Annotated in this window: 10 protein-coding genes and 1 pseudogene; 2 read left to right on the forward strand and 9 right to left on the reverse strand. The window is 48.3% G+C overall.

Annotation, left to right across the window (positions count from 1 at the left end):
* Positions 1 to 14: 14 nt before the first annotated feature.
* From argB to argC, 3 genes are all read right to left on the reverse strand, one after another.
* Positions 15 to 854 carry an acetylglutamate kinase gene (gene argB / locus ACYCSE_RS06580; protein WP_061829941.1) on the reverse strand — a complete coding sequence of 280 codons (840 nt, stop codon included), beginning with the start codon at positions 852 to 854 and terminating at the stop codon, positions 15 to 17.
* Between the two features lie 118 nt (positions 855 to 972).
* Positions 973 to 2,199, reverse strand: coding sequence for a bifunctional glutamate N-acetyltransferase/amino-acid acetyltransferase ArgJ (argJ, locus tag ACYCSE_RS06585; protein WP_459701855.1), 1,227 nt, complete (start codon positions 2,197 to 2,199; stop codon positions 973 to 975).
* 103 nt (positions 2,200 to 2,302) lie between these two features.
* A complete protein-coding gene (argC, locus tag ACYCSE_RS06590; RefSeq protein ID WP_069290524.1) occupies positions 2,303 to 3,352 on the reverse strand; it encodes an N-acetyl-gamma-glutamyl-phosphate reductase in 1,050 nt (349 codons plus the stop codon).
* A 416-nt stretch (positions 3,353 to 3,768) separates the two neighbouring features.
* On the opposite strand from argC, the gene ACYCSE_RS06595 reads away from it, so the two are divergent.
* Positions 3,769 to 4,689, forward strand: a complete 921-nt coding sequence (locus tag ACYCSE_RS06595) for an SMP-30/gluconolactonase/LRE family protein (protein WP_459701856.1) — start codon at positions 3,769 to 3,771, stop codon at positions 4,687 to 4,689.
* 94 nt (positions 4,690 to 4,783) lie between these two features.
* On the opposite strand, the gene ACYCSE_RS06600 is transcribed toward ACYCSE_RS06595, so the two are convergent.
* The 4 genes from ACYCSE_RS06600 to hpf all read right to left on the reverse strand — a co-directional run bounded on the left by ACYCSE_RS06600 (position 4,784) and on the right by hpf (position 10,835).
* Entirely contained in the window at positions 4,784 to 5,683 is a 900-nt protein-coding gene (locus ACYCSE_RS06600; RefSeq protein WP_235308283.1) for a YitT family protein, read from the reverse strand.
* 97 nt (positions 5,684 to 5,780) lie between these two features.
* Positions 5,781 to 6,894, reverse strand: a protein-coding gene (gene prfB / locus ACYCSE_RS06605; RefSeq protein ID WP_155765234.1) for a peptide chain release factor 2 whose coding sequence is annotated in 2 segments (ribosomal slippage) — positions 5,781 to 6,821 and positions 6,823 to 6,894 — 1,113 coding nt in all. Because the reading frame shifts where the segments join, the coding sequence is not laid out codon by codon here.
* 518 nt (positions 6,895 to 7,412) lie between these two features.
* A complete protein-coding gene (gene secA, locus ACYCSE_RS06610; protein WP_069290528.1) occupies positions 7,413 to 9,863 on the reverse strand; it encodes a preprotein translocase subunit SecA in 2,451 nt (816 codons plus the stop codon).
* Between the two features lie 411 nt (positions 9,864 to 10,274).
* A complete protein-coding gene (gene hpf / locus ACYCSE_RS06615) occupies positions 10,275 to 10,835 on the reverse strand; it encodes a ribosome hibernation-promoting factor, HPF/YfiA family (protein ID WP_013312261.1) in 561 nt (186 codons plus the stop codon).
* Positions 10,836 to 11,269: 434 nt separating this feature from the next.
* Between hpf and ACYCSE_RS06620 the strand changes: the two are divergent.
* Positions 11,270 to 22,344, forward strand: a pseudogene (locus ACYCSE_RS06620) (DUF7507 domain-containing protein).
* A 159-nt stretch (positions 22,345 to 22,503) separates the two neighbouring features.
* Here ACYCSE_RS06620 and ACYCSE_RS06625 read toward each other — a convergent pair.
* Positions 22,504 to 22,701 (reverse strand): cold shock domain-containing protein, encoded by a 198-nt coding sequence (locus ACYCSE_RS06625; RefSeq protein ID WP_013312263.1) that lies wholly within the window; start codon positions 22,699 to 22,701, stop codon positions 22,504 to 22,506.
* A gap of 262 nt (positions 22,702 to 22,963) precedes the next feature.
* Positions 22,964 to 24,052: a hypothetical protein gene (locus ACYCSE_RS06630; protein ID WP_459701857.1), complete on the reverse strand. Its 1,089-nt coding sequence runs from the start codon at positions 24,050 to 24,052 to the stop codon at positions 22,964 to 22,966.
* Between the last annotated feature and the right edge of the window lie 108 nt (positions 24,053 to 24,160).

The raw sequence follows: 24,160 nt of genomic DNA on the forward strand, positions 1-24,160 counted from the left end.
GCTATATATTGCAATTACTGCATACGCACGATGCGTGTTCCAATCGATTCTCCGCCCAGCACACGGCTTAGTACCTGGGGTTCGCTACCGTTCACTATGACGACTTCCTTCACTTTGCCATGGATACAGGCAATAGCCGCTCTCACTTTCGGGATCATACCACCATATATTTCACCTGTGCTGATCATATCCTCAATCTCCTGTACAGTGATAGAGTCCAACACCTTCTTTTCTCCGCCATACTTCTTCAATATGCCTGGTACATCTGTAACGACGATCATCCGACTGACCCCCAGATGAGAGGCTACCGCACCCGCCGCTGTATCCGCATTAATGTTGTAACGCTGACCAGATCGATCAATCCCGATGGGTGCAATAACAGGCATATAGTCCATATCCAGTACACCTGTAATAATCGAGGCTTGAACGGATGTTACCTCTCCGACCCAACCGACCTCAGCGGCGTTCGACACAGGCTTGGCTTCGATTAAATAGCCATCACTGCCTGACAACCCCAACGCTCGGCCCCCATGCATCCCTATTCTACGTACAATCTGCTTGTTAATGCTGCCTGCCAGTACCATTTCCACGACATCCAACACAGGTTCGGTCGTTTTGCGTAATCCATGAATAAACTCTGTTTCGATCCCCAGCTTCGCCAAGTTGTCGGAAATCGCAGGGCCACCGCCATGTACAATGACAGGTTGAAGACCTTCCGACTGCAAACGCGCCAAATCTTCAAAAAAGGAATCAGGTAACGCAGCCAGCGTACTTCCTCCGCATTTCATCACAAAATTACGACGTGCCACTCCCGCATGATTCGCTTGATCCGCGTGTTCCACTGCCGATTGCATATCATCTCTCCTTTTCTTCTCTGCATATCCGTGCAATTTTCAAATGATACTGGACTTCCATCCGCTCGTTGTTTCTATTATCTACTATCCTTATTCAATCCGTATTTTATTCTGGTCTCTATGTCCGATAAGCAGCGTTTATCCGCACATAATCATAGGTTAAGTCACAACCCCATGCTGTAGCGGTTCCGTTCCCGTGATGCAAATCAACAATAATTTGCACCGTATCTCCCCTCAAATAGGCTAGCGCCTCTTCTTCGTCAAAAGCGACCGGACTCGATTGGCTTAGCACAACAATATCACCCAAGCGAATATCTACCGTATCTGGATTAACTGGCTCTCCAGCACGCCCTACGGCCGCAATAATCCGTCCCCAATTCGCATCTGCTCCGAAGACGGCTGACTTGACCAGACTGGACCCAACCACCGTCTTGGCTATCGCTTGAGCGGACGCATCGCTTACCGCTCCGCTTACAGACACCTCTACCAACTTCGTAGCACCCTCTCCATCGCGAGCAATTGCCTTCGCCAGCTCTCGGCAGATATAGGTGAACGCCTCGGCAAAAGCGTCCCAATCGGGATGCCCAACGTTCAGCTCACGATTGCCAGCCAGTCCGCTCGCCATGGCGATTAGCATATCGTTCGTGCTCGTATCCCCATCCACCGTAATCATATTAAAGCTGGTATCCGTTGCCTGCTTTAATAGTTGATGAAGCGCGGTCTGTCCGATCGCTGCATCACAGGTCATAAAAGCGAGCATTGTTGCCATATTCGGATGTATCATGCCAGATCCCTTGGCCGCCCCAGCGATGTGTACGGTCACACCGTCCACTTCAACCGCCACACACGCTTCCTTTTTAACTAAATCCGTTGTCAGAATGGCTTGCGTAAATTGCTCTGCTCCATCGTTTGCCCCGTTCATACGGTCAGGTAAGGAGGATATACCGTCAAGCACACAATCCATTTTCAAATGCTCGCCGATCACGCCCGTCGAGGCGACGGCTACATTGCTCTCAGCAACACCCAGTTTATGAGCCGCAGCCGAACGCATAGCGTAGGCATCCTGCTCTCCTTGTTGTCCCGTGCAGGCATTGGCGTTCCCGCTGTTCACCACTACTGCCTGCAATCGACCATCTGCCAAGCTCTCGCGGGTCACCTTCAGCGGTGCAGCCTGAAACACATTGGTGGTGTACACCGCAGCAGCTGTCGCTTCTACCTCGCAACGAATCGCGCCCATATCGTTGCGGTACGAATTTTTCAGTCCGCAGTGTAATCCTCCGGCTGTAAAGCCACGCGGAGTTACGATGTTGCCTCCGTTTACTACTGTAAACTCTACTTTGCCCATAATTATGTGCCCTCGTTCGCAACATATTCGATGAATGACAGCTGCCTGTATTCGAAATTCCGCTCGCTGACGTTTCCGTATCCATGTTGCGGTTACTTGCTACTTACGGATATACCGGTATGAAGCCCAGCCCGAGGTTCTCCTCCCATCCCATCATCAAATTTAAATTCTGAATCGCCTGTCCAGCGGCACCCTTCACAACATTATCAATGACGGAAATAATCGTAAGGCGCCCGGTTCGAGCATCTGCTGCAAAACCGATGTCGCAGTAATTCGAACCCAATACTTCCTTCGTTGCTGGCCATATACCTTCGCCACGTACACGGACAAAAGGATGCCCTTTATAATAATCCCGGTATAACCCGATAAGATCCTGATCTGTATGGTCACCCTTCAGCGTGACATAAATTGTACTCATAATGCCTCGGGTCATGGGAACAAGTTGTGTCGTAAACGTAATCGTAACGTCCTCGCCCGCAATATCACCCAGTACCTGTTCGATCTCAGGGATGTGCTGGTGCTTATTCACCTTATAAGCCTTAAAATTCTCGTTCATTTCCGCATAATGCGAAACGAGGCTTGTGCCCCTACCTGAGCCGGATACCCCGGATTTGGCATCTACAATCAGCGACCGATGGTCAATCCAATCCGCTTTCAGTGCAGGAATAATGCCCAGCAATGTTGCGGTCGGATAACAGCCTGGATTAGAAATAAAAGAAACGCCCGCCAGCTTTTCTGCATACACCTCACTGAGTCCGTATACTGCTTGCTTGAGATACTCGGGTGAAGCCGCAGGCTTTTTATACCATGCTTCATACGTTTCCCCGCTTCGAAGCCTGAAGTCCCCGGAAAGGTCAATGACCTTCAACCCGGCATCAAGAAGCTGCGGCACTAACTTGGTACTAACGCCCGATGGCGTAGCAGTGAAAACCAGATCGGCCTTGGCAGCAATTTCGTGGACTTCGACACCGTCCAAATCCTGCACCACAATGTCCGTCAGATGTGGAAACCCGTCACTGATTGGGACACCCGCGCTGGATGAAGAAATAACAGATACAATCTCTACTTGCGGATGATGAACCAAAAAACGAATCAGCTCCACCCCGCCATACCCGGTGGAACCGACAATTGCCACTTTTAACTTGCTGCTCACAGACCTTCCTCCATTCCGTTCCTATGAAATATGTATTATTATACGACTCTATTCATATAAATACAACACCTCATGTCATGTTATTCCTCCAAATTTAAAATATGCGCTCTTACCTATTCTTTTGACGGGCAGGCAGTACAGGCTATAATAAAGGAAATAAAAAATAGACAGAGGGCCTCTTGAATACAATCTGCCGTTTTGCATAAAGAAAAGGGGGATATTCCCTTTAAATTATTTCACATATTGGTATTCATCTCGATTGGTCATTTGCTGCACTTTATGAACTTGTTGAACATGAAGGGAGTACACGTAGCACTACACACAAGAGCAAATCACATGGGCTGCATCTAGTGAATCTGCGCAGAGGAGCCGCTGAAGCGGATAATTGAGGTCGAAAATAAACCAAAACGTTAGGAGTGCTTCACATCGAAACATATACTGCGAATATCGTTATAGATGCAAAAGCAAAGTTAGGCGAGGGGCCCAGCTGGGATCAGCGGTTTCAGCGTTTATTTTGGGTCGATATTGAAGGTTTTCAATTGCATATCTATGATCCCTCTACGTGTACAGATCGTACAATAGATATTGGTGAACATATTGGTGCAGTTGTACCTTATCTCAAAAATAAAGTAATCGTAGCGCTGATTAGTGGTCTATATTGTTTGGATATTGAGACAGGGGCCAAAGTATTGATTCATGATCCTGAGGAAGGTAGACTAGGTAATCGTTTTAATGATGGAAAATGCGATCCTGCAGGGCGTTTTTTAGCAGGAACAATGAGCCTAAATGACGAACACGCGCAAGGGGCATTGTATAGTTTGAGCACAAAAGGCCATGTCTCCTTACTGGTTGATAAAGCCTCCATATCTAATGGATTAGCCTGGAGCGCAGATCATCGTATAATGTATTACATTGATACTCCAACATTGGAGGTTGTCTCCTTCGATTACGATGTGGCACAAGGTACGATTAGGAATAAGCAACTGGTGGCTAGATTGGATGAAAGTGAAGGGTATCCAGATGGCATGACAATCGATGCGGAGGGCATGTTGTGGATCGCGAGATGGGGCGGTAAACGTGTCTCCCGTATCCATCCTGCTCATGGAGAAGTGATTGCTGAGGTGTCACTCCCCGTCAATTGTGTGACTTCGTGCGCTTTTGGCGGTGAACATCTGGATGAGTTATATATTACGACTGCTCAAGATGATGATAGTGCCGATCAACCCTTAGCAGGCGGTCTATTCATGGTGAAAACAGGCGTAAAAGGGACGCCAACCTCGTATTTCAATCAAGGACAAACGGCAAATTGGCTTGAACGATTAGTAAAAAGAATCTAGTAAAGCCATACTGAAGAGAGAGGAGCCCACTACATTAGTGGGCTCTCCTGCATGGATTCATTTAAGAGCATGCCTCCAGAAGGCCCTCTTGGTTTCAGCTTTCCTTCTTAAACCCTTCACCCAATACCTCACGAGTATTACTAATAATCACAAAGGCTTCTGGGTCTACCAAGCGGACGAGCGTTTTAAGGCGAGTTACCTCGTTTTGTCCGACTACAACCATAAGCACAGGACGTTCTTCGTTCGTGTAACCGCCCCGTCCCGCCAGCTCTGTCAATCCCCGGTCCAAATCCTGCAAAATAGCCTGCGTGATCGTTTCTTTCTGATTGGATATGATGTAAGCCACTTTGGAGTAGCTCAGTCCCATTTCCACGGCATCAATGACCTTGCCCGTTACAAACAAGCCGATCAATGCATACAGCGCCCGTTCCGGCGAGAGGGCGAAACCAGCCAGTGTAATCACCGTGCCATCCATCAACATGACACAGAGAGAAAGACTAAAACCCGTATACTTTTGAATAATCTGCGCCAAAATAGCCAGTCCACCCGTCGAGCCCCTACCCCGAAACACGGTACCCAAACCCAATCCTACTCCGATTCCACCATATAGCGAAGCCAGCAACGGATTTGTTGTCGGTACTGCCCAGTCCTTCGTCACATAAACGAACAGCGGGAGCATAATACTTCCCAGCAGAGAACGTAAACCGTATTTTTTCCCTAACAGCAGGACCCCTGCGATAAATAACGGAATATTCATTCCCCACTGCGTATAGGCGGGTTCCAGGCCAAACAGGTCCTCGCCCAAGATTGACAAGCCCGATACACCCCCGGATGCAATCCGGTTTGGGAGCAAGAACATGTTAAAGGTCAGCGCTGTAATGAAAGAGCCGAGTATAATAAGTAAAATATCGGTCACGTTGCGTGCGGGTCCGCTGGCGGCAATCAGAGGCTTGCGTCGTCTTCGGCGGGCAGCGGGAGGATTCAATTGAAACATCATTCGTGTTCTCCTTTAGTTAAAAAATACCGTTACACAAAAATTCCTACAGTCCGCAGGCACATGGTCTGCGGACTGTAGGAAAACGTACAGGCTATTATTCTGCGTCCAGCTTAATTTGGCTGCGCAGGTAACCATCGATGAATGGATCGAGATCGCCATCCATGACAGCTCCTACGTTGCCAGTCTCCACGCTAGTACGGTGATCCTTAACCATGCTGTATGGATGGAACACGTAGGAGCGAATTTGGCTTCCCCATGCAATATCGGACTGTTCTCCGCGGATTTCGTCCAATTGCTGACGTTGCTCTTCGATCTTACGCTCGTAGAGCTTGGAACGGAGCATCGTCATGGCACGCTCTCGGTTCTTGATCTGGGAACGTTCATTCTGACAGGTCACGACAATACCGGAAGGTAAATGCGTAATCCGAACGGCTGAATCGGTCGTATTAATATGCTGACCGCCCGCACCACTGGCCCGGTACGTATCAATTTTGAGATCTTCCGTGCGGATTTCAATGTCCACATCATCCGCAATTTCAGGCACCACATCACAGGATACGAACGATGTATGCCGACGGCCGGAGGAATCAAATGGAGAGATACGAACCAGCCGATGCACGCCTTTCTCCGCTTTCAGATAGCCGTAGGCATTATAGCCTTTAATCAATAGTGTTACACTCTTAATCCCTGCTTCATCACCCGCTAGATAATCCAGGGTCTCTACCTTAAAGCCCCGTTTTTCAGCCCAGCGTGTATACATCCGTAGCAACATTTGTCCCCAGTCTTGGGACTCAGTTCCGCCTGCTCCCGGATGCAACTCTAGAATGGCATTAAGTTTGTCATACGGCTGATTCAAAAGCAATTGCAATTCAAACTCCTGAAGCTTGCTCAGCAGAGAAGTGACACTGTTCTCGATCTCTCCAGCCAGTGTTTCATCGCCTTCCTCATCAGCCAACTCAGCCATCATACCAGCGTCTTCATATTCCTGACGAAGCTGTTCATAGCTGTCTACTGATGACTTAACAGCATTCATTTCTGCAATTACACCTTGAGCCTTATCATTATCATCCCAAAAGTCAGGTGCAGCCATCTTTACTTCAAAGTTTGCAATCATTTCCTGTTTGAGATCTAAGTCAAAGAGACCCCCTAAGGTTTGTTAGTTTCTTGCCTATTTCTCGCAAATCATGCTTTACACTTGGATCAATCATGATGTCATTCTCCTTTTAATATATGGTTAGGGGGAGTAAAAGCGTTATGAGTTACGGGCTGGTGGGTAGGCGCTGCGCGAATGATTTGATCTTACGATCGCTGTTGCAGTGAGATGCCCTTGATTGGATTAACACATTCAAAGGTGGGCATCTCACTGCAAAGGCGAACGCTGACGCTTCTCCAGATTCAAATCCTCCGCTTCGCTACCAACCGCCGTAAAGTCAAACGACTTTTAAATAATCGGCTCTGGTATGTGAAGCCGAGTCAAGAGCTGAATTAACTGACAAACAAGCAGATACCTGCTTGCTTGTCATAATTGTTTTAAAAGAATTGAGAGCAATCTAGCCATTCACCAATATTCAAACTGATCCTCCAACAGAGAACTATAAGTTGAATACATCAGTCTCACCCCTGTATGGCACAAAATGGCCGACGGTCAGTGGTTGAACTGCCGCCTGCCATTATATGCACTGCAGGGAATAGTGTATCTCAAGATCTCTCCCTTAATTTCAATCCGTTATTTTCTACGCGGACGCGAAGGAGCGGATTTCTTTTTAGGAGCCGCGGGTTCACCACTCGTCGAGATTTTGTCTTCGTCGATGACAGCTTGACGCTCTTGATTGGATTCAATTTGTGCTTTCATGATGTATGTCGCTACTTCCTCTTGGATGCTAGCAATCATAGCATGGAACATTTCGAAGCCTTCAAATTGATATTCGCGCAGCGGATCAGTACCGCCGTAAGCACGCAAGTGAATACCTTGACGCAATTGATCCATAGCATCAATATGGTCCATCCATTTGCTATCGACTGCACGCAGTACGATAACCTTCTCGAACTCGCGTACCATGTCTTCGCCAATCATTTCTTCACGGCTGTGGTATCTGTTGGTCACTTTCTCGAAGATCATATCCACGATCTCCTCTTTTTCCTTGCCCCACAGGTCGTCACGTGTAAGTGTATTTTCCTCAAGCAGGTTGTTGTTCACATACTCTGCTACTTCTTCAAGTTCCCAGTTTTCAGGAATATCATCACCGCAATGAGCTTCCACCACACGCTCAATGACAGGCTTGATCATGTCAAACACAATTTCTTTGATGTTCTCTGATTCCAGCACCTCACGGCGTTGCTTGTAAATAATAGCACGCTGCTGGTTCATTACATCATCATACTGGAGAACGACTTTACGTTGATCAAAGTTGTTGCCTTCGACACGTTTTTGAGCTGATTCGATAGCACGTGTAATCATACGACTCTCGATAGGTTGGTCTTCCTCGAAACCCAACCGCTCCATCATATTCAGTACGTTGTCCGCACCAAAACGCTTCATTAACTCATCGCCCAGTGATAAGTAAAATTGCGTAGAGCCCGGATCACCCTGACGTCCTGCACGTCCGCGAAGCTGATTATCAATACGACGGGATTCATGACGTTCTGTACCGATGATGTGCAAACCACCGAGTTCTGATACGCCTTCGCCCAGTACGATGTCAGTACCGCGTCCAGCCATGTTGGTAGCGATGGTAACTGCGCCAGCTTCACCTGCACGGGAAATAATCTCAGCTTCCTCAGCATGATACTTGGCGTTAAGCACTTTGTGACGAACGCCTTTGCGTTTCAGCATTTCAGAAAGAAGCTCCGAGTTTTCAATAGAAACCGTACCTACTAATATCGGCTGGTTCTTTTTGTTACGCTCCAGAATTTCATCTACCACTGCATGGAATTTGCCTTTTACGCTCTTGTACACTACGTCAGGCATATCCACACGCTGGTTGGGGCGATTCGTCGGGATTTGGAGCACTTCCAGACCATATATTTTTTTGAATTCTTCTTCTTCTGTTTTCGCTGTACCCGTCATCCCCGCCAATTTGCGGTACATACGGAAATAGTTTTGGAATGTAATCGTCGCTAGCGTCATGCTTTCATTTTGTACAATGATGTTTTCCTTCGCTTCAATGGCTTGATGCAAACCATCACTATAACGGCGTCCAGCCATCAGACGACCTGTAAACTCATCGACAATCAGAACCTCACCGTCAGCTACGACATAATCCACATCCAAACGCATAATAGCATTAGCCTTCAATGCCTGTACAATGTGATGATTGATTGTAACACTTTCCTGATCGTACAAGTTTTCGAGACCAAAGAAATTTTCAGCTTTGGATACGCCGTTTTCGGTCAAAGCAACCGACTTCACCTTAATATCCAGCGTGTAATCTTCTTCAACATTCAGGCTCTTCACAAACCGGTCGGCCGCGAAATACAGCTCTGTCGATTTCTGAGCTTGTCCTGAAATAATCAATGGTGTACGAGCTTCATCGACGAGAATGGAATCGACCTCATCAATGATACAGAAGTACAACGGACGTTGAACCATCTGCTCTTTGTAAAGCACCATATTATCGCGTAGATAATCGAACCCGAACTCGTTGTTTGTACCGTACGTGATATCACAAGCATACGCTTCCTGCTTAGCGGCATGATCCATATTGGCCAAATTCAGCCCTACGGACATTCCCAGGAAGTTATAAATCTGTCCCATTTCTCCGCTGTCACGTTGCGCCAAATAGTCATTGACCGTAACCACGTGCACGCCTTTGCCCAACAGAGCATTCAAATAAACCGGCAGTGTTCCTACCAGTGTTTTACCTTCACCGGTTTTCATTTCGGCAATTTTACCTTCATGCAGCGCAATACCGCCGAGCAACTGTACGTCATAATGACGTTTACCCAGCACCCGTTTGGACGCTTCACGAACCGTTGCAAAAGCTTCCGGCAAAATTTCTTCAGCCGTAGTCCCTTGTTCGACCCGAGCTTTAAATTCCTCCGTCTTCGCTTGCAACTCCTCATCCGAGAGCTTTTCGAAATCCGGCTCTATCTTATTGATCAGTTCAACCGTCTTCATTAAACGCTTGACATCACGTTCATTGGTATCTCCGAAGATTTTCTTAACAATTCCTAGCATGGTTTACCCCTTTCACGCAAAACAATTAATAGAATCAATTTCACAATAAGAAAGGGTCCATGATGAAATTGATTCCCGATATGTTTGACAGGCCCGGCTGTACCAGCCCATCGTGCGATGTTCTTTGCATAAATTGTAACAGTTTGTAGGACATGCCGCAACACAAGCAGCCTCCAGATTTGCATCCGGTTAAAGATACCAAAACAATTGACGCACGAAATACACAACTTGGTTACACTTATCCAAGTTGAATTTTCCTTACATTTACAAAAAAACATATAAAAGAGCCTTATCCCGCCAGGTTCGCAAGGATAAGGCTCGTGTTGTTTTCATTTTCCTAATATCCATGAAGCATGCTTCAATCGAAATCGTTCTATTCATTTTAAAATGTGAAAAGTTCCTACTTACAGGCTATTCCCGTTCGATCAGACCGTATTTACCATCATTGCGCTTGTAAACTACGTTAACTTCTTCGTTGTCAATATTGGAAAATACAAAGAAATTATGTCCAACCATGTTCATTTGAAGAATAGCTTCTTCCACATCCATAGGTTTCAATAAGAAACGCTTGGTGCGGACGACTTCCAGCTCATCCAGTTCTACATCCTCATCTTCAGCAACAGCCACGCCACCTGCCGGATCTTCCACAAAAAGGGTTTTCAAACTACCTTCCTGACGGAATTTTCGGTTTAGCTTGGTTTTGTGCTTGCGAATTTGCCGCTCAAGCTTGTCTACCACGGCATCAATGGATGCATACATGTCATCGCTCTCGTCTTCGGCACGGAGTACAAGCCCTGGCAAAGGAATGGTTACTTCTACAGTGTGCAAATCTCTGGTTGTGCTTAACGTTACACTTCCATCAGACGTCGGGGGTGCATCGAAATACTTTTCAAGTCTGCTGAATTTCTTATCAACGTAGTCCTTCAAAGCGTCGGTAACCTCGATCTGTTGACCTCGTACTGTTAAGTTCATAGGGCACGCCTCCTTTGCCCCTTCAGTATAGCACATATGTTAACGCCAAGTAAAAAAAGAGACCAACATTCCGAAGCTATTTTACAAAATTCTTCTTTTTTCGCTAAAACGCTTCCGATAACGTCATTCTTTGAAAACAGGTATGTTTAAAATCGACTTGCATACATATGTGAATAATGAGTGCATATACGAATATTGCTCCGCTGACGTCATGACAAACAACTATTTTTGGCTTCATGCTAAGCGATTTTTATCGAAAAAGGGGGTGTCCCTTTCCCGCTGGACAGGTACATGGACTTGTGCGGTATGCAAGGCCTGGTTACAACCCAGACAATTTATACGAAAGGATTATTACACCCAGCCTAGCTGGCTCTTCCTATACGGAGATCCCAAGATAACGGATTTGGAAGAGATGGAAAGTAGGAAGCTAATCCATGGCTTTTATTCAGCGTTACGTAACGAACCAGACGGGGGCTGTCACCTTTATAGGGAATACACTTGGGCTGGCACGCTCTAATTCGGTAGGAGTGCCGGGAACAGCGACCAGCATTGGCGCGTTCATCACAACCAATACAGCCTCTCGCTTCGGCACGTATCCATTCGGCACAACTTCTGCCTTTACCAGTAACTCATCGACAGCATTCCTTGTGCTTCCTGCGGGCAGTACGGTGCTGTACGCTGAGCTTATTTGGGGAGGAAGTTATGCCAACGGCAGTACCAATGTATTGTCCAGCGTCAGCAACCCGGTCACATTTCAGACACCTGCTTTATCTACTACGGTCAGTCCTGAATCTGCAACATCAGTCAACGTCACCAGTCTCAGTACCTATGTGAGAACAGCGAATGTCACAAATCTGGTCATTCAAGGCGGTGCAGGGGCATACACGGTCGGAAATGTGACGGGCACCATCACGGTTCCCGATTCCACCAACACCAACCATGCCGGCTGGACGCTGGCTGTGGTGTACAATAACCCATCTCTGCCCTTCCGTAACCTGTCGCTACGCGTTGGTGGTGAAGGGGTCAGTACCGCTACAGGCTCGGTTAATGTGGTGGTGAGTGGCTTTGCCACGCCCGTACAGGGGACTTTGCGCGGTAGGGCGCTGATTAGCGCCCAAGAGGGTGACGTGGACATCACTGGTGACCGTGCGTTGTTTGGACCTACCACATCCAGTTTGACTGCGCTGTCTGGGCCTAATAATTTTTCAACTAATTTTTTCGCTTCTCAAATAAACGGAGACGACGGCACATTGGTCATGACCGGGACCTTCGGTACAACTAATGCCGTGAATGGGGCACCTGGAACGCAGGTGACGGGCGGAAGGCAAGGCTGGGACATTACCAATGTCGATATTTCCTCCACGCTGCTCAACAGCCAAACCACAGGCGTCCTCCAGCTGACAACAAATGGCGACATTTACACTGTAAATGCCAATGCCATTCAAATTGATATCAATGCTCCGCTGGTGACCCTGACCAAAACTGCCAGCTCTACAGGCTTGGTTATTGGCGATACAGTTACCTATACGGTTAACATTTCGAATACGGGGCTCGTCAGTGCTTCCAACACAGTGCTTACCGATACCATACCAGCCGGGGCTACCTTCGTACCCGGCAGTGTTGTTGTCGCGGGCACAGCCCAGCCAACGGCCAATCCCGCTACAGGTATCACAGTGGGCAGTGTAGCTCCTGCTTCCACGGTGACCATTACATTCCGTGCAACCGTCACTTCATTGCCAGCAAACACCCAGCTGGGCAATCAGGCATCGGCATCCTTTTCCTTCCAAACGGTGCCTGGGGGACCTGTCATTTCTGGCAATGTTCCGTCCAACACTGCCAGTACACCAATCTATCAGCCTGTTATTGGGATTGTTAAAAGTGCCAATATAACGGCTGCTACAGTTGGAGATACGATTACGTACACGTTTCAGATATCCAACACAGGCAGCATTGCTGCAAATCTCAGCTTTTCGGAGAGCATTCCCGCCGGATCATCCTTCATTCCGGGCAGTGTGACCATTGGTGGCTCTTCCGTGCCTGCTGCCAATCCCGCTACTGGTTTTTCAGTAGGAACGATTAATACAGGTGCTACTATACCCGTGACCTTCCAGACCCTCGTCAACGCGGTTCCCGCCTCTGGTAATCTGACCGATCAGGCGGCTTATACGTATACCTTCACACCGCCTGACGGACGTGTATTGAACGGAAGCGGGACATCCAACACGCTCACCATTCCCGTATCCTCACCAAATGTGACCGTGACAAAAGCCTCTTCCCTGGCAGCAGCCGCAGTCGGAGAGACTGTTCAATTTACCATAACCGCCACAAACAACGGAATCGCCAATGTGACCAATGTAGTCGTTACCGATCCGCTGCCAAGCGGAGTTGCCTTTGTACCTGGTAGCGTCACCGTGAACGGAACTGCTTCTGCGACTGCTACACCTGTGAACGGTATTCCGATCGGCACTTTAGCTCCAGGCGCATCGGTTACGGTTGTATTTCGGGCAGCTATTAATTCTCTGCCTTCTCCTGCACAGATCAACAATCGTGCAACTGTCAGCTTCACTTCCGGGGCCTTTACCGGATCATCTTTGTCCAATCTTGTAACCATACCAGTCGTTATTGCAGCGCCGACGATTACCAAAAGCGCCAGCTCCAACCGTGCCAGCGTTGGCGGGACGATTACTTATTCATTTCTCATCGCTAATACCGGAACAGCCGTATTAAACACAACCTTGACGGAAACTGTACCGACAGGCTCCACCTTTATTCCCGGAAGCGTCATTGTCGGCGGGTCCTCAGTGCCAGGCGCCAATCCTAATACGGGAATTGCAGTGGGCACCGTAAGCCCTGGTGCACAAATTACAGTCTCATTCCAGACGACAGTGGATTCCCTACCACCCGGGGGTGAGTTAAACGATCAGGGCCTACTCCAATATTCATATCAGTTGCAAGACGGAAGAACCCTGTCGGGCTCGCTTCTCTCCAATATTGTTTCCGTATCGATTTCACTTCCCAACGTAGCAGTAACCAAGTCTGCGGGGTTCACATCCGTTAGTGTTGGCGAAACGCTGACCTACAGCGTGAACGCCGTTAATAACGGAATTGACCCCATCACAAACACCGTGATTACCGATCCACTCCCCGGCAGCGTGTCATTTGTACCCGGGAGCGTAACCGTCGGTGGTTCACCTGTGAGCACAGCCGACCCAAGAAGTGGCATTCCAGTCGGCACCATTGGCGCAGGCGCATCCGTACAGGTGTCCTATGCTGTGCTGGTCAATGCCGTTCCGTCCGTACAGCCGCTGCAAAACACAGCCAGTGTCAGCTTCACCAGCGGTGCTTTTACCGGAACATCCCAGACAAATACCGTCTCTGTGCCGGTTTATCAGCCTCGCATCAGTGTGGCCAAATCTGCAAATACAACAGCAACTACGATAGGCGACACGATTCTGTACACATTGTTGGTCACGAACAGCGGCAACTATAACGCTTCTGTAACGCTGACAGATGCTATTCCTGCCGGGTCCACATTTATGGAGAACAGCGTGGTAATCAATGGTGTTAGTCAGCCCGGAGCCAGTCCAGCAGCAGGTATTTTCATCGGAACCGTGTCGCCGCAAAGCCCTATCACATTGACATTCCAAACTGTAGTGGCTTCTCTTCCAACACCATCCCAACTGACAGACCAGGCCACCGCCGCCATTTCCTTTACGTTGCCCGATGGGCGAGTGCGAACAGATAGCACATCGTCCAACGTGTTATCCATTCCTCTGTCAGCGCCGAATGTGTCCATTTCGAAGACTGCAGACCGTTCCACCGCCATTCCGGGTGATTCGGTGTTATACACCCTGACCGTACTCAACAACGGAATCCAGACCGTGAGCAATGTGGTCGTTTCCGATCCTATCCCGGCCGGCTCTCAATTCACTGCGGGTAGCGTAACGCTGAATGGCTCCACAATAACCAGTGGAGATCCGTCTTTAGGTATCGTAATTGGGAGCATTGCCGCTGGAGGAGGGGCTACGATCACTTTCAGGGTGACGGTAACCTCTCCATTACCAAGTCCGCCGCAGCTCACCAATCAATCGCGTGTCAGCTACACCAGCGGTGCTTTTTCAGGCGTATCCGTATCTAACCCGGTGACAGTGGCTTTGAACGCTCCGGTGTTAAGCGTAAGCAAAACCGCCGAGCCTATATCAGCCACAGTCGGAAACATCGTAACGTACTCTGTGGCAGTAACCAACAGCGGTAATATTGCAGCTGCTGCCACATTGATAGACAATATTCCCGCAGGCTCAGCACTGGTACCGAACAGTGTGGTTGTCAACGGTGTTCCTATTCCCGGTGCCAGTCCCGAAACAGGTCTGTCTATTGGCTCCATTGCACCTGGAGCCGTGACTCAAACAACTTTTCAGGTGGTGATTACTTCCGTGCCTTTACCTCCCCAACTCACCGACCAGGCGAATATCAGCTTTTCCTTTCAACCGCCGGATGGCCGGATTGTTAACGGCAATGTTTCGTCCAATATTGTCACAATTCCTGTATCATCACCCAATGTGCAGGTAAGTAAAAGTGCTTCGGTAGCTGACGCAGTTCCCGGCGATACAATAACTTATACCATTACAGCTACCAATAGCGGAGTCCAAACCGTGACGGATGTTCGGGTAAACGATACGATCTCGTCGGGCTCCACTTTTGTTCCTGGCTCGGTTATTGTAAATGGAACGACATTGCCGTCAGCCAGCCCCTTAACGGGGATTCCAATCGGCTCCATCGCTGCTGGAGCGTCAACAACCGTCACCTTTCCGTGTCTGTCAACAGCCTGCCTGAGCCACCTCAGCTGAGTGATCAGGCTACAGTTTCTTTTACCAGCGGTACACTGAACTTCACATCACTCTCCAACACAGTCGTCGTCCCTGTTTACCAGCCTATTATCAGTCTTGTTAAAATCGCAAATACGAGTCAAGCAACAGTAGGCGACACCGTAGTCTATACACTCACCGCCCAAAATACAGGTAATCTAGCAGCGACCGCCACCTTCACCGATGCCATTCCATCAGGCTCCTCCTTTATACCGAATAGCGTCACCGTGAACGGTCTGCCTGTTGCTGGAGCCAATCCTCAATCAGGGGTAGTGGTCGGAAACATTGCAGCAGGGGCTTCTGTCGCCCTTACCTTTCAAGTGGTCATTAACGCTGTCCCTGCTGGTCTGGGTCTATTAAATCAAGGTTCGGCCACATTCACCTTCCAGCCACCTGACGGCCGCACATTAAATGGGAGCGCACAATCGAATCCGGTGTTCATTCCCGTATCCAATCCGAATGTCACCGTGACCAAAACGGTCAATCAGACTTCTGTTGCCTTCGGCGATACCATTACGTATACCATTAATGCAGTAAATAGCGGCATTACACCCGTGACGGGAACTGTCTTTATCGACCCGATTGCTGATGGCACTACTTTTATACCTAACTCCGTACAAGTCAATGGTGTCACTATACCGGGCGCCAACATCGCCACAGGCGTATCCGTAGGCACTGTCCCTGCCGGCAGCTCAGTAGCGGTCACCTTCCAGACCACGGTAACATCCTTGCCAGCGTCAGGTTTGTCAACGGATCAGGCAACGGTCTCCTTTAATTCCGGGGCTTTCGCAGGTCAATCCGCATCGAATCAGGTCAGCCTGCCTGTATTACAGCCGATCCTGAATGTGACCAATACCCTCAGTGCAGATCGTGCAACCGTAGGGAATACACTTGGCTTTTTCATCACTGTAACCAATACCGGCAACGCGCCTGCAGAAACGGTCGTGCTTGATCTGTTGTCCAGCTCGCTTAGCCTGAATCAAAATAGCGTACTGGTCAACGGTTCGCCCATTCCCGGAGCAGACCCGATTACAGGCATTAATATCGGTTCGGTCGCCCCAGGTGCAACGGTAATCGTCTCGTTTAGCGCTGTGGTCATATCAGTACCACCTGGCTCCATACTAACCAACCAGGCCACTGTGAACTACACGTTCCAGCTACCAGATGGACGAACGCTGACCGGAAATGGTGCAGCCCTACCTGTATCCATTCCGATCTCATCACCGAATGTTACCGCCACGAAGGCAGCTGATGTGGCTGTCGCTGTCGTAGGTGATTCTGTCCCCTATGTCATAACTGCGTTCAATAACGGACTCGATCCGGTTACTAACGTAATCGTCACAGATACCATTCCTTTTGGAACTGCCTTTGTCCCGGGCAGCGTTACAATCAATGGTACACCTGTTGTTACAGCCAACCCGCAAAACGGCATTCCTGTCGGAACGCTTGGAGCTGGGGGCGGAGCCACCATTCGCTTTTTGCTTAACGTACAATCACTGCCTTCGCCAGCGTCCATTACCAATGAAGCGACCGTCAGCTTTACTTCAGGTGCATTTAACGGATTTTCGGTATCCAATCCTGTTACCATCCCTGTGTATCAACCGATCGTCACTGTAACTAAAAGCGCCGGAACGGGAAGAGCTACGGTTGGAGATACTGTAACCTATACATTCTCCGTTGCGAACTCTGGAAACATCGGCGCAGATACCGTCCTTAGTGATCCCATTCCGGCAGGGGCTACTTTTATTCCTAATAGTGTCGTGATCAATGGCACCGCCGCACCTGGTTCAGATCCAAATGTTGGGATTCCATTAGGTATCATAGGTGCAGCTACGACTGTCAATCTGACCTTTCAGGCAGTCATTACCTCACTACCCGCATCAGGTACATTGGTCAATCAGGCGACCGCAGCTTACAGCTATCAACCTCCAGATGGTCGTGTCCTGACTGGAAGTGCAGTATCTCCGTCTGTGACCGTCTCGGTCTCTTCGCCAGATGTGGACGTTATCAAAACAGCCTCCGCTACAGATGCCGTAGTCGGAGATACCATTACGTATACTGTGATTGCTACGAATAACGGAATCAGTCAAGTCGTCAATGCCGTTGTATCTGATCCATTACCGTCTGGTACCAGCTTTGTTCCGGGTAGCGTAACCGTGAATGGAACTTCGGTGCCTGCTGCGTCACCAAGCTCCGGTATCCCTGTAGGCACCATTGCAGTAGGTGGTTCGGCAGCAGTTACATTCCAGGTCTCCATCGTTAATCTGCCGCAGCCGCCGCAAATAACCAATCAAGCGACCGTCAGCTTTACTTCAGGCGCGTTGACCTCGTCTTCGCAATCCGATCCGGTCACCTTGCCCGTTTATCAGCCGATCATCGGCCTGACCAAAACCGTGAATACCGTTAATACACAGATCGGGTCAACATTGGTCTATACCCTGACGCTCACCAATACCGGAAATATTGCCGTTATACCTGTGCTGTCGGATAACATTCCTGCTGGCTCTGAACTACTGCCTAACAGCGTAGTCGTTAACGGCATCCTTGTACCAGGAGCTTCGCCAGTTACAGGCATAACGCTCGGATCATTGGCCCCTTCTGGCAGTATTACAGTGAGCTTCCAAACCATCGTCTCATCTCTGCCAACTCCGCCTATATTGACCGACCAAGGGCAAGCGAACTTTACGTACTCACCGCCAGATGGTAGGGTGCTGAGTGGTTCCGTCACATCCAATACAGTCAATGTTGCTGTGTCTGCACCTAATATTCAGGTGACGAAAACATCCAGTCTAGCAGCCGCTGTAGTCGGAGATACGATCAGATATACACTGAGCATCACGAATAGCGGTGTGGATTCAGTCACAGATACTGTTGTAACCGATACAATTCCTGCAGGTGCCTCCTTCGTTCCGGGCAGTGTCCTAATCGACGGAGTAGCCTTCCCTAATGCCTCTCCGGTTGCTGGAATTGCCATTGGAAACGTCGCACCTGGAAATACATTCGTCGTCAGTTTCCAAACGACTGTCCAGTCTTTGCCGCAGCCACCACTGCTCACAGATATTGCAGCCGTCACGTTTACTAGCGGAACGTTCACTGGCACTGCCTTTTCCGATCCACTCATCGTACCTGTGTTCCAACCGTTAATTGCAATTACTAAGGCATCCAGCACTCTTAACGCCTCCGTCGGCGATACACTGACCTACACGATTACGGCCGTGAATAGCGGCAATATTGCAGCAGCGCTTACCATCAGCGATAACATCCCAGCCGGATCGACTTTCCTTGCCAACAGTGTCAGCATTGCCGGCAGTCCACAACCTGGATTGTCCATCGAAACTGGCGTTCCAGTTGGATCCGTGCTGCCAGGCGGAACGGTATCTGTAACGTTCCAAACCGTTATCAATACTCTGCCTAATCCACAGGTACTGGTCGATCAGGCATCAGGCTCATTCACTTTCCAACCACCAGATGGCAGAACTGTATCTGGATCTGCGGTATCCAATTTAGTTAGTATCTCTGTATCCTCACCAGACGTTAGCATCGTCAAAGGAACGACAGCTACCGACGCCATTATTGGCGATATCATTACCTACACACTGGCTGTCTCCAACAATGGGATCAGCACAGCCAGTAATATAGTGGTTTCAGATATGATTGCGGCGGGAAGCTCCTTTGTGAATGGCAGTGTTACCATAAACGGAACTTCCTTCCCTGATGGAAACCCTGGCTTTGGCATTGCCATCGGTACGCTCGCTCCAGGAGCTGTTACTACCGTTACGTTCCAGGTTCGAGTCGACTTCTTGCCAACACCGGCACAATTAACTAATCAGGCATCCGTTAGCTTTACCAGCGGAGTATTTACTGGCAGCTCAACATCTAATGTGATAACCATTTCGGTCTTCCAGCCGATCCTGACAGCAGTCAAAACAAGCAATACCAATAATGCCACAGTCGGAGACATCATCACTTACACGATTGTCGTATCCAACACGGGTAACATTGCAGCCTCGACTACTGTAAGTGACAATATTCCAGACGGCTCTGTATTCCTTCCCAACACAGTCTCGATTAACGGCATTGCAGCTCCCGGTGTAAGCCCGGTTTCTGGCATCCCGACTCCAGCCATACCACCAGGACAATCGGCAACCGTCACTTTCCAAGTGCTGGTATCCTCCATCCCTGCAACCGTACTGCTGGTCGATCAGGCTGAGGTAGACTATCGCTTTAATGCACCAGATGGGCGAGAGGCAGGCGGTTTCCATTTATCCAACATTGTTGAGGTTGCCGTGTCACCGCTAGACATCACATTAAGTAAAAGCGTAAGCTCACCTTTCGCCACTACTGGCGATACCTTGACGTATGAACTTGTGATTCTCAACGAGGATACGAATACCGTGCAAGATGGCCGTTTGCTGGACACTTTGCCAGAGGACATCGAGTTTATTACAGGTTCAGTTCAGATTAATGGATCTACGGTGGCAGAAAGCGATCCCGGCACTGGCATACCTTTGCCACCGTTAGAAGCGAATACCAAGACTGTCATATCCTTTGATGTCCGCATCACAGCGACAGAACAGCCAGGACCACGTACGAATCAGGCGCGCTTGTTACTCTCAAATGGTGAAGAAGCGAGTGCCGTTTTGTCCAATGCTGTCACCATTGCCTTACTTCAGCCTGTGGTGAAACTGACGAAAACAGCCAGCACGGAGAGCGTACAGCCAGGCCAAAGCATCACCTATTCTATCGTCACAGAAAATACGGGAAATATCGGTTCGTTTGGCTTGTTAACGGACTCATTGCCATCGGAACTTTCTTTTGTTCCTGGCTCTGTTTCGGTTAATGGAATCCCTCAATATGGGGTCAGTCCAGGGCAAGGCATTGCCCTAGGCACCATCGCACCAGGAGAAAAAACGACTACCGTCTTCTCCGCGCTTGTCATTCGTGCCTCCGAGTCTGGCACACTGGTGAATCAAGCTTCGCTGGCTTACTCCTACCAGCTGCCAGACGGACGAAGCACGAATCTGGTAACTGCTTCACCTTCTGTCTCGGTTAAAGTAGCCCCTACTGCTAGAGGAGCCTTGTCAGCCGTGCTACGCACAACAGTGTCTACTGTCACATTAGGGGATGCTGTACCTTATCAGCTGACTCTTGTTAACGATGGAGGCTCGGTCATTACTGATGTAGTATTAGCCGATTACGTACCGAATGGAACCATCATAAACCCGGATAGCTTGAGAATTAACGGTTCTCCACCTGCTGCTAGCAAGCCGGGTGAACCATTATTTATCGGCAGCTTACAGGCGGGACAGACAATGGATGTATCCTACAGCGTGAACGTTCAGTCTCTGCCTCTCGGAGGACGTCTAAACAATAGCGTACGGCTTCAATATGCTGGCAGTGACGGTGCGAGCGAGGTTACCAGCAACACCGTGACTATAACTGTTTTTGATCCACAGCTTGCCGCAAGTATCTCTACGGAGAATACAGAGGCCATCGCCGGAGAAAGCCTTACTTATACGGTACTGCTCAACAACTTTGGCAACGTAACATCCGAAGTTACACTGCAACATTTCATTCCTGCCGGGACTCTATTGATTCCTGACAGCATACAGTTGAATGGTCAGTCACTGTCGGGAGTCGATCCTGCTGTCGGTGTTAGCCTTGGGTCTGTGGAACCCGGACAGTCATTGACACTGACTTATCAAGTGACCGTATTAGAGGCGCCTCCATCCGGCTACATCGTAAATCAAGCTGCCTTTGCCTACTCGTTTACGTTACCTGGAGGAAGAGTCGTATCGGGGACATTGAATACCAATACCGTTACGATCCCAGTTGTATTCCCACTGCTCGAATTAGTTAAAAAGGTGAGTACCACGGATGCCTCTGTAGGCGACACACTCACCTTCACCATACAGATTACTAACAAAGGGGGAATCACAGCGCAGTATCCGCTGTTCACAGACCCGTTGCCGCATGGACTCATTTATGTACCCAACAGCCTGACTATTCAAGAAAAAGCACAGCCAGGCGCTAATCCCGCTGCAGGTATCACGCTCCCGGATATTGCACCAGGGGAGACGCTCACCCTTACATTACAGGCACAAATCCGTGAAGCACCTGCAGATGGAACATTCAGCAACCAGGCCACCATCGAATATACCTCACGTCGTAGTGGAGGAGAGACCATTCAGGAAACCTCCCAGACCAACACCGTCGGCGTGACCGTTATTGCAGCCATCCCTAAACTTACGCTTAGCTCCAGTGCTCTGCGTGTCGGCCAAGAAGATACCCTGTCCTTTACCGTCCATGTGGAAAACATCGGAAATACCCCACTGGAAGAGCTCTTGCTCACTGCACCATTTGCAGCCGAAGATTCCATTTTACTACGAACGGTCACCGTGAATTCTGTGCCACTTCCGCATCCTAACCTGCTCCAAGGTATTCCGTTAGGTCGGCTTGATCCAAACCACAAAGCAGTCATCGTATTCTCTTTCGACATCGAATCTGCGCTCCGTGCGTATCTGATCGCCCAAGTTATCCTGCGCTATCAATTCCGTTATCCAGACGGAAGTGTAGAGAATCAATCTGCCTCCTCCAATACCATTTTTGTGGAAATGGCTGACTTTGATGGTTCTCTAGAGTAAACGTTCTATTGTGTTGAGTCCCTTACCACTGGGTAAGGGGCTTTTTTATGTAATTAGAAAACATAAAAAAGCCCTGGAATATATTCCAGGGCAGTTGCTAGCGCGTTATCCATTGCTAACCATCTTACCAATTATGTAGGTCGGCTATGCCGGGGATGATTATAATTTGGTTACGTTAGCGGCTTGTGGTCCACGTGCGCCTTCGACAATGTCGAACTCCACGTCTTGTCCTTCTTCAAGTGTTTTGAAGCCTTCTGTTTGAATTGCGGAAAAATGTACAAATACGTCGCCGCCGTCAGATGTTTCAATGAAACCATAACCTTTTTCTGCGTTAAACCATTTTACTTTACCTTGCATGCACTAACATTCCCTTCGTCATCAAATGAAGTGAAGCTCTCGCCCACATTTCCGACTATACCACCCAAAGTTATCCATTGTCAATTGGAATTGATAATGTTTTCATTCATAGTTATTCCAATTTTACAAAGCGACCTATTCCTATAGATTGAAATGATATATTAGGCAAAAGAGTTTACTATACTTGTATAGTAAACTCTTTGTGAATGTTTGAAACTTCTAGGGGAGAAAACATTGAAAATTTTTGTTATTTCTTTTTTACCTAATTATAGTAAAATACCGTTGGCTGGGGCTCAATTCCTTTTGCGTAGTAGTAATTCAAATTACTTACAAAATCAATTACTTTCTTTGTATCCAGATCATACACAAGAATGTCTGGATCTCCAGCCATATCAATAAAATCTAGGCGTCTCGGCGTAGTTCTGCCACTGGTGTCAACAAAAGAGGAACTGTGATACGGTGGGTTGCCAGAACTATATGCAGATTCAAAATAGGTAAAAAGCGTGTCTGCATTTAGAACAATCAGAACAGCATTATCCGAGCTTGCATAATTTGAGGTATACTTCACAGGCGTAGTGATACTTTTAACCCGAACATCTGATACATTATGACTCCTTGAAGAATAACTGCCCCCACTGGAAAAGTTGAATTCTCTTGACCATTCCAAATTCGGGTTTGCCACCGTTGTATTGGCAATTTGGGTCCCATTCACCTTAATATCTCCATTTGGATACTCAATGACCGTATATAACAAATTGTTAGAGTAGGATGTTAGCTTGGCCGTCTTACCATTAATCGGTGTATCCGCTGGCGAGGTCGCATTCATGTGGATACTATAGCTTTCACCTACCGTTCCTGTGGAGGTAACACGAAGTCCCCAGTCCCCTGCTTTTAAGTCTGTAGCAAACTTCAATTCAGAGGCCTTTCCTCCAAAACCCGTCAAACTTGCTGTACCCGTGCTCCAATCAATCGAATACAAATCAAATCTATAATTGGGATTACTGGATTTGATCTGAGCCAGAATGCTTCTATCCGTAGGTACGTTAAAAAACCAAAAATCTGTTGGATCAGTTGTCGTTAAAGAATCAGTGAAACTCATGAGGTCACCGTTCACATTGAAATTAGACATTAATGTAACCCGGTGATTGTTCACTTTAAGAGTCTCACCATATACAGCCTCAGTCGTGCTGGTAGGTTCCAGCATTTGAGTCGTACTGACCGAAAATGGCGTAGGGCTCCCCTTCTCCGTCGTACTTGATGAACTGGCCTCAACTGAGGCTGGAGCTATTGACATACTGCTTAAAACTAAAATGGCTAATAAAATTCCTGAAAGATATTTTCCCCACTTCATAAACATCATCCCTTCTCAGAATATTTAAAATTATTCATAGATTGAAAATAATTCCTATGGATGATGTACTAATTCTATAAAATACTTAATTATCCTTTATTCTAAGAT

It is taken from the genome of Paenibacillus sp. SEL1 (assembly GCF_054602535.1).

Coding starts and splice junctions, on each gene's coding strand:
- argB (WP_061829941.1), bottom strand. CDS start 854: ATGCAATCGGCAGTGGAACACGCGGATCAAGCGAATCATGCGGGAGTG.
- argJ (WP_459701855.1), bottom strand. CDS start 2,199: ATGGGCAAAGTAGAGTTTACAGTAGTAAACGGAGGCAACATCGTAACT.
- ACYCSE_RS06600 (WP_235308283.1), bottom strand. CDS start 5,683: ATGTTTCAATTGAATCCTCCCGCTGCCCGCCGAAGACGACGCAAGCCT.
- secA (WP_069290528.1), bottom strand. CDS start 9,863: ATGCTAGGAATTGTTAAGAAAATCTTCGGAGATACCAATGAACGTGAT.
- hpf (WP_013312261.1), bottom strand. CDS start 10,835: ATGAACTTAACAGTACGAGGTCAACAGATCGAGGTTACCGACGCTTTG.
- ACYCSE_RS06625 (WP_013312263.1), bottom strand. CDS start 22,701: ATGCAAGGTAAAGTAAAATGGTTTAACGCAGAAAAAGGTTATGGTTTC.
- ACYCSE_RS06630 (WP_459701857.1), bottom strand. CDS start 24,052: ATGAAGTGGGGAAAATATCTTTCAGGAATTTTATTAGCCATTTTAGTT.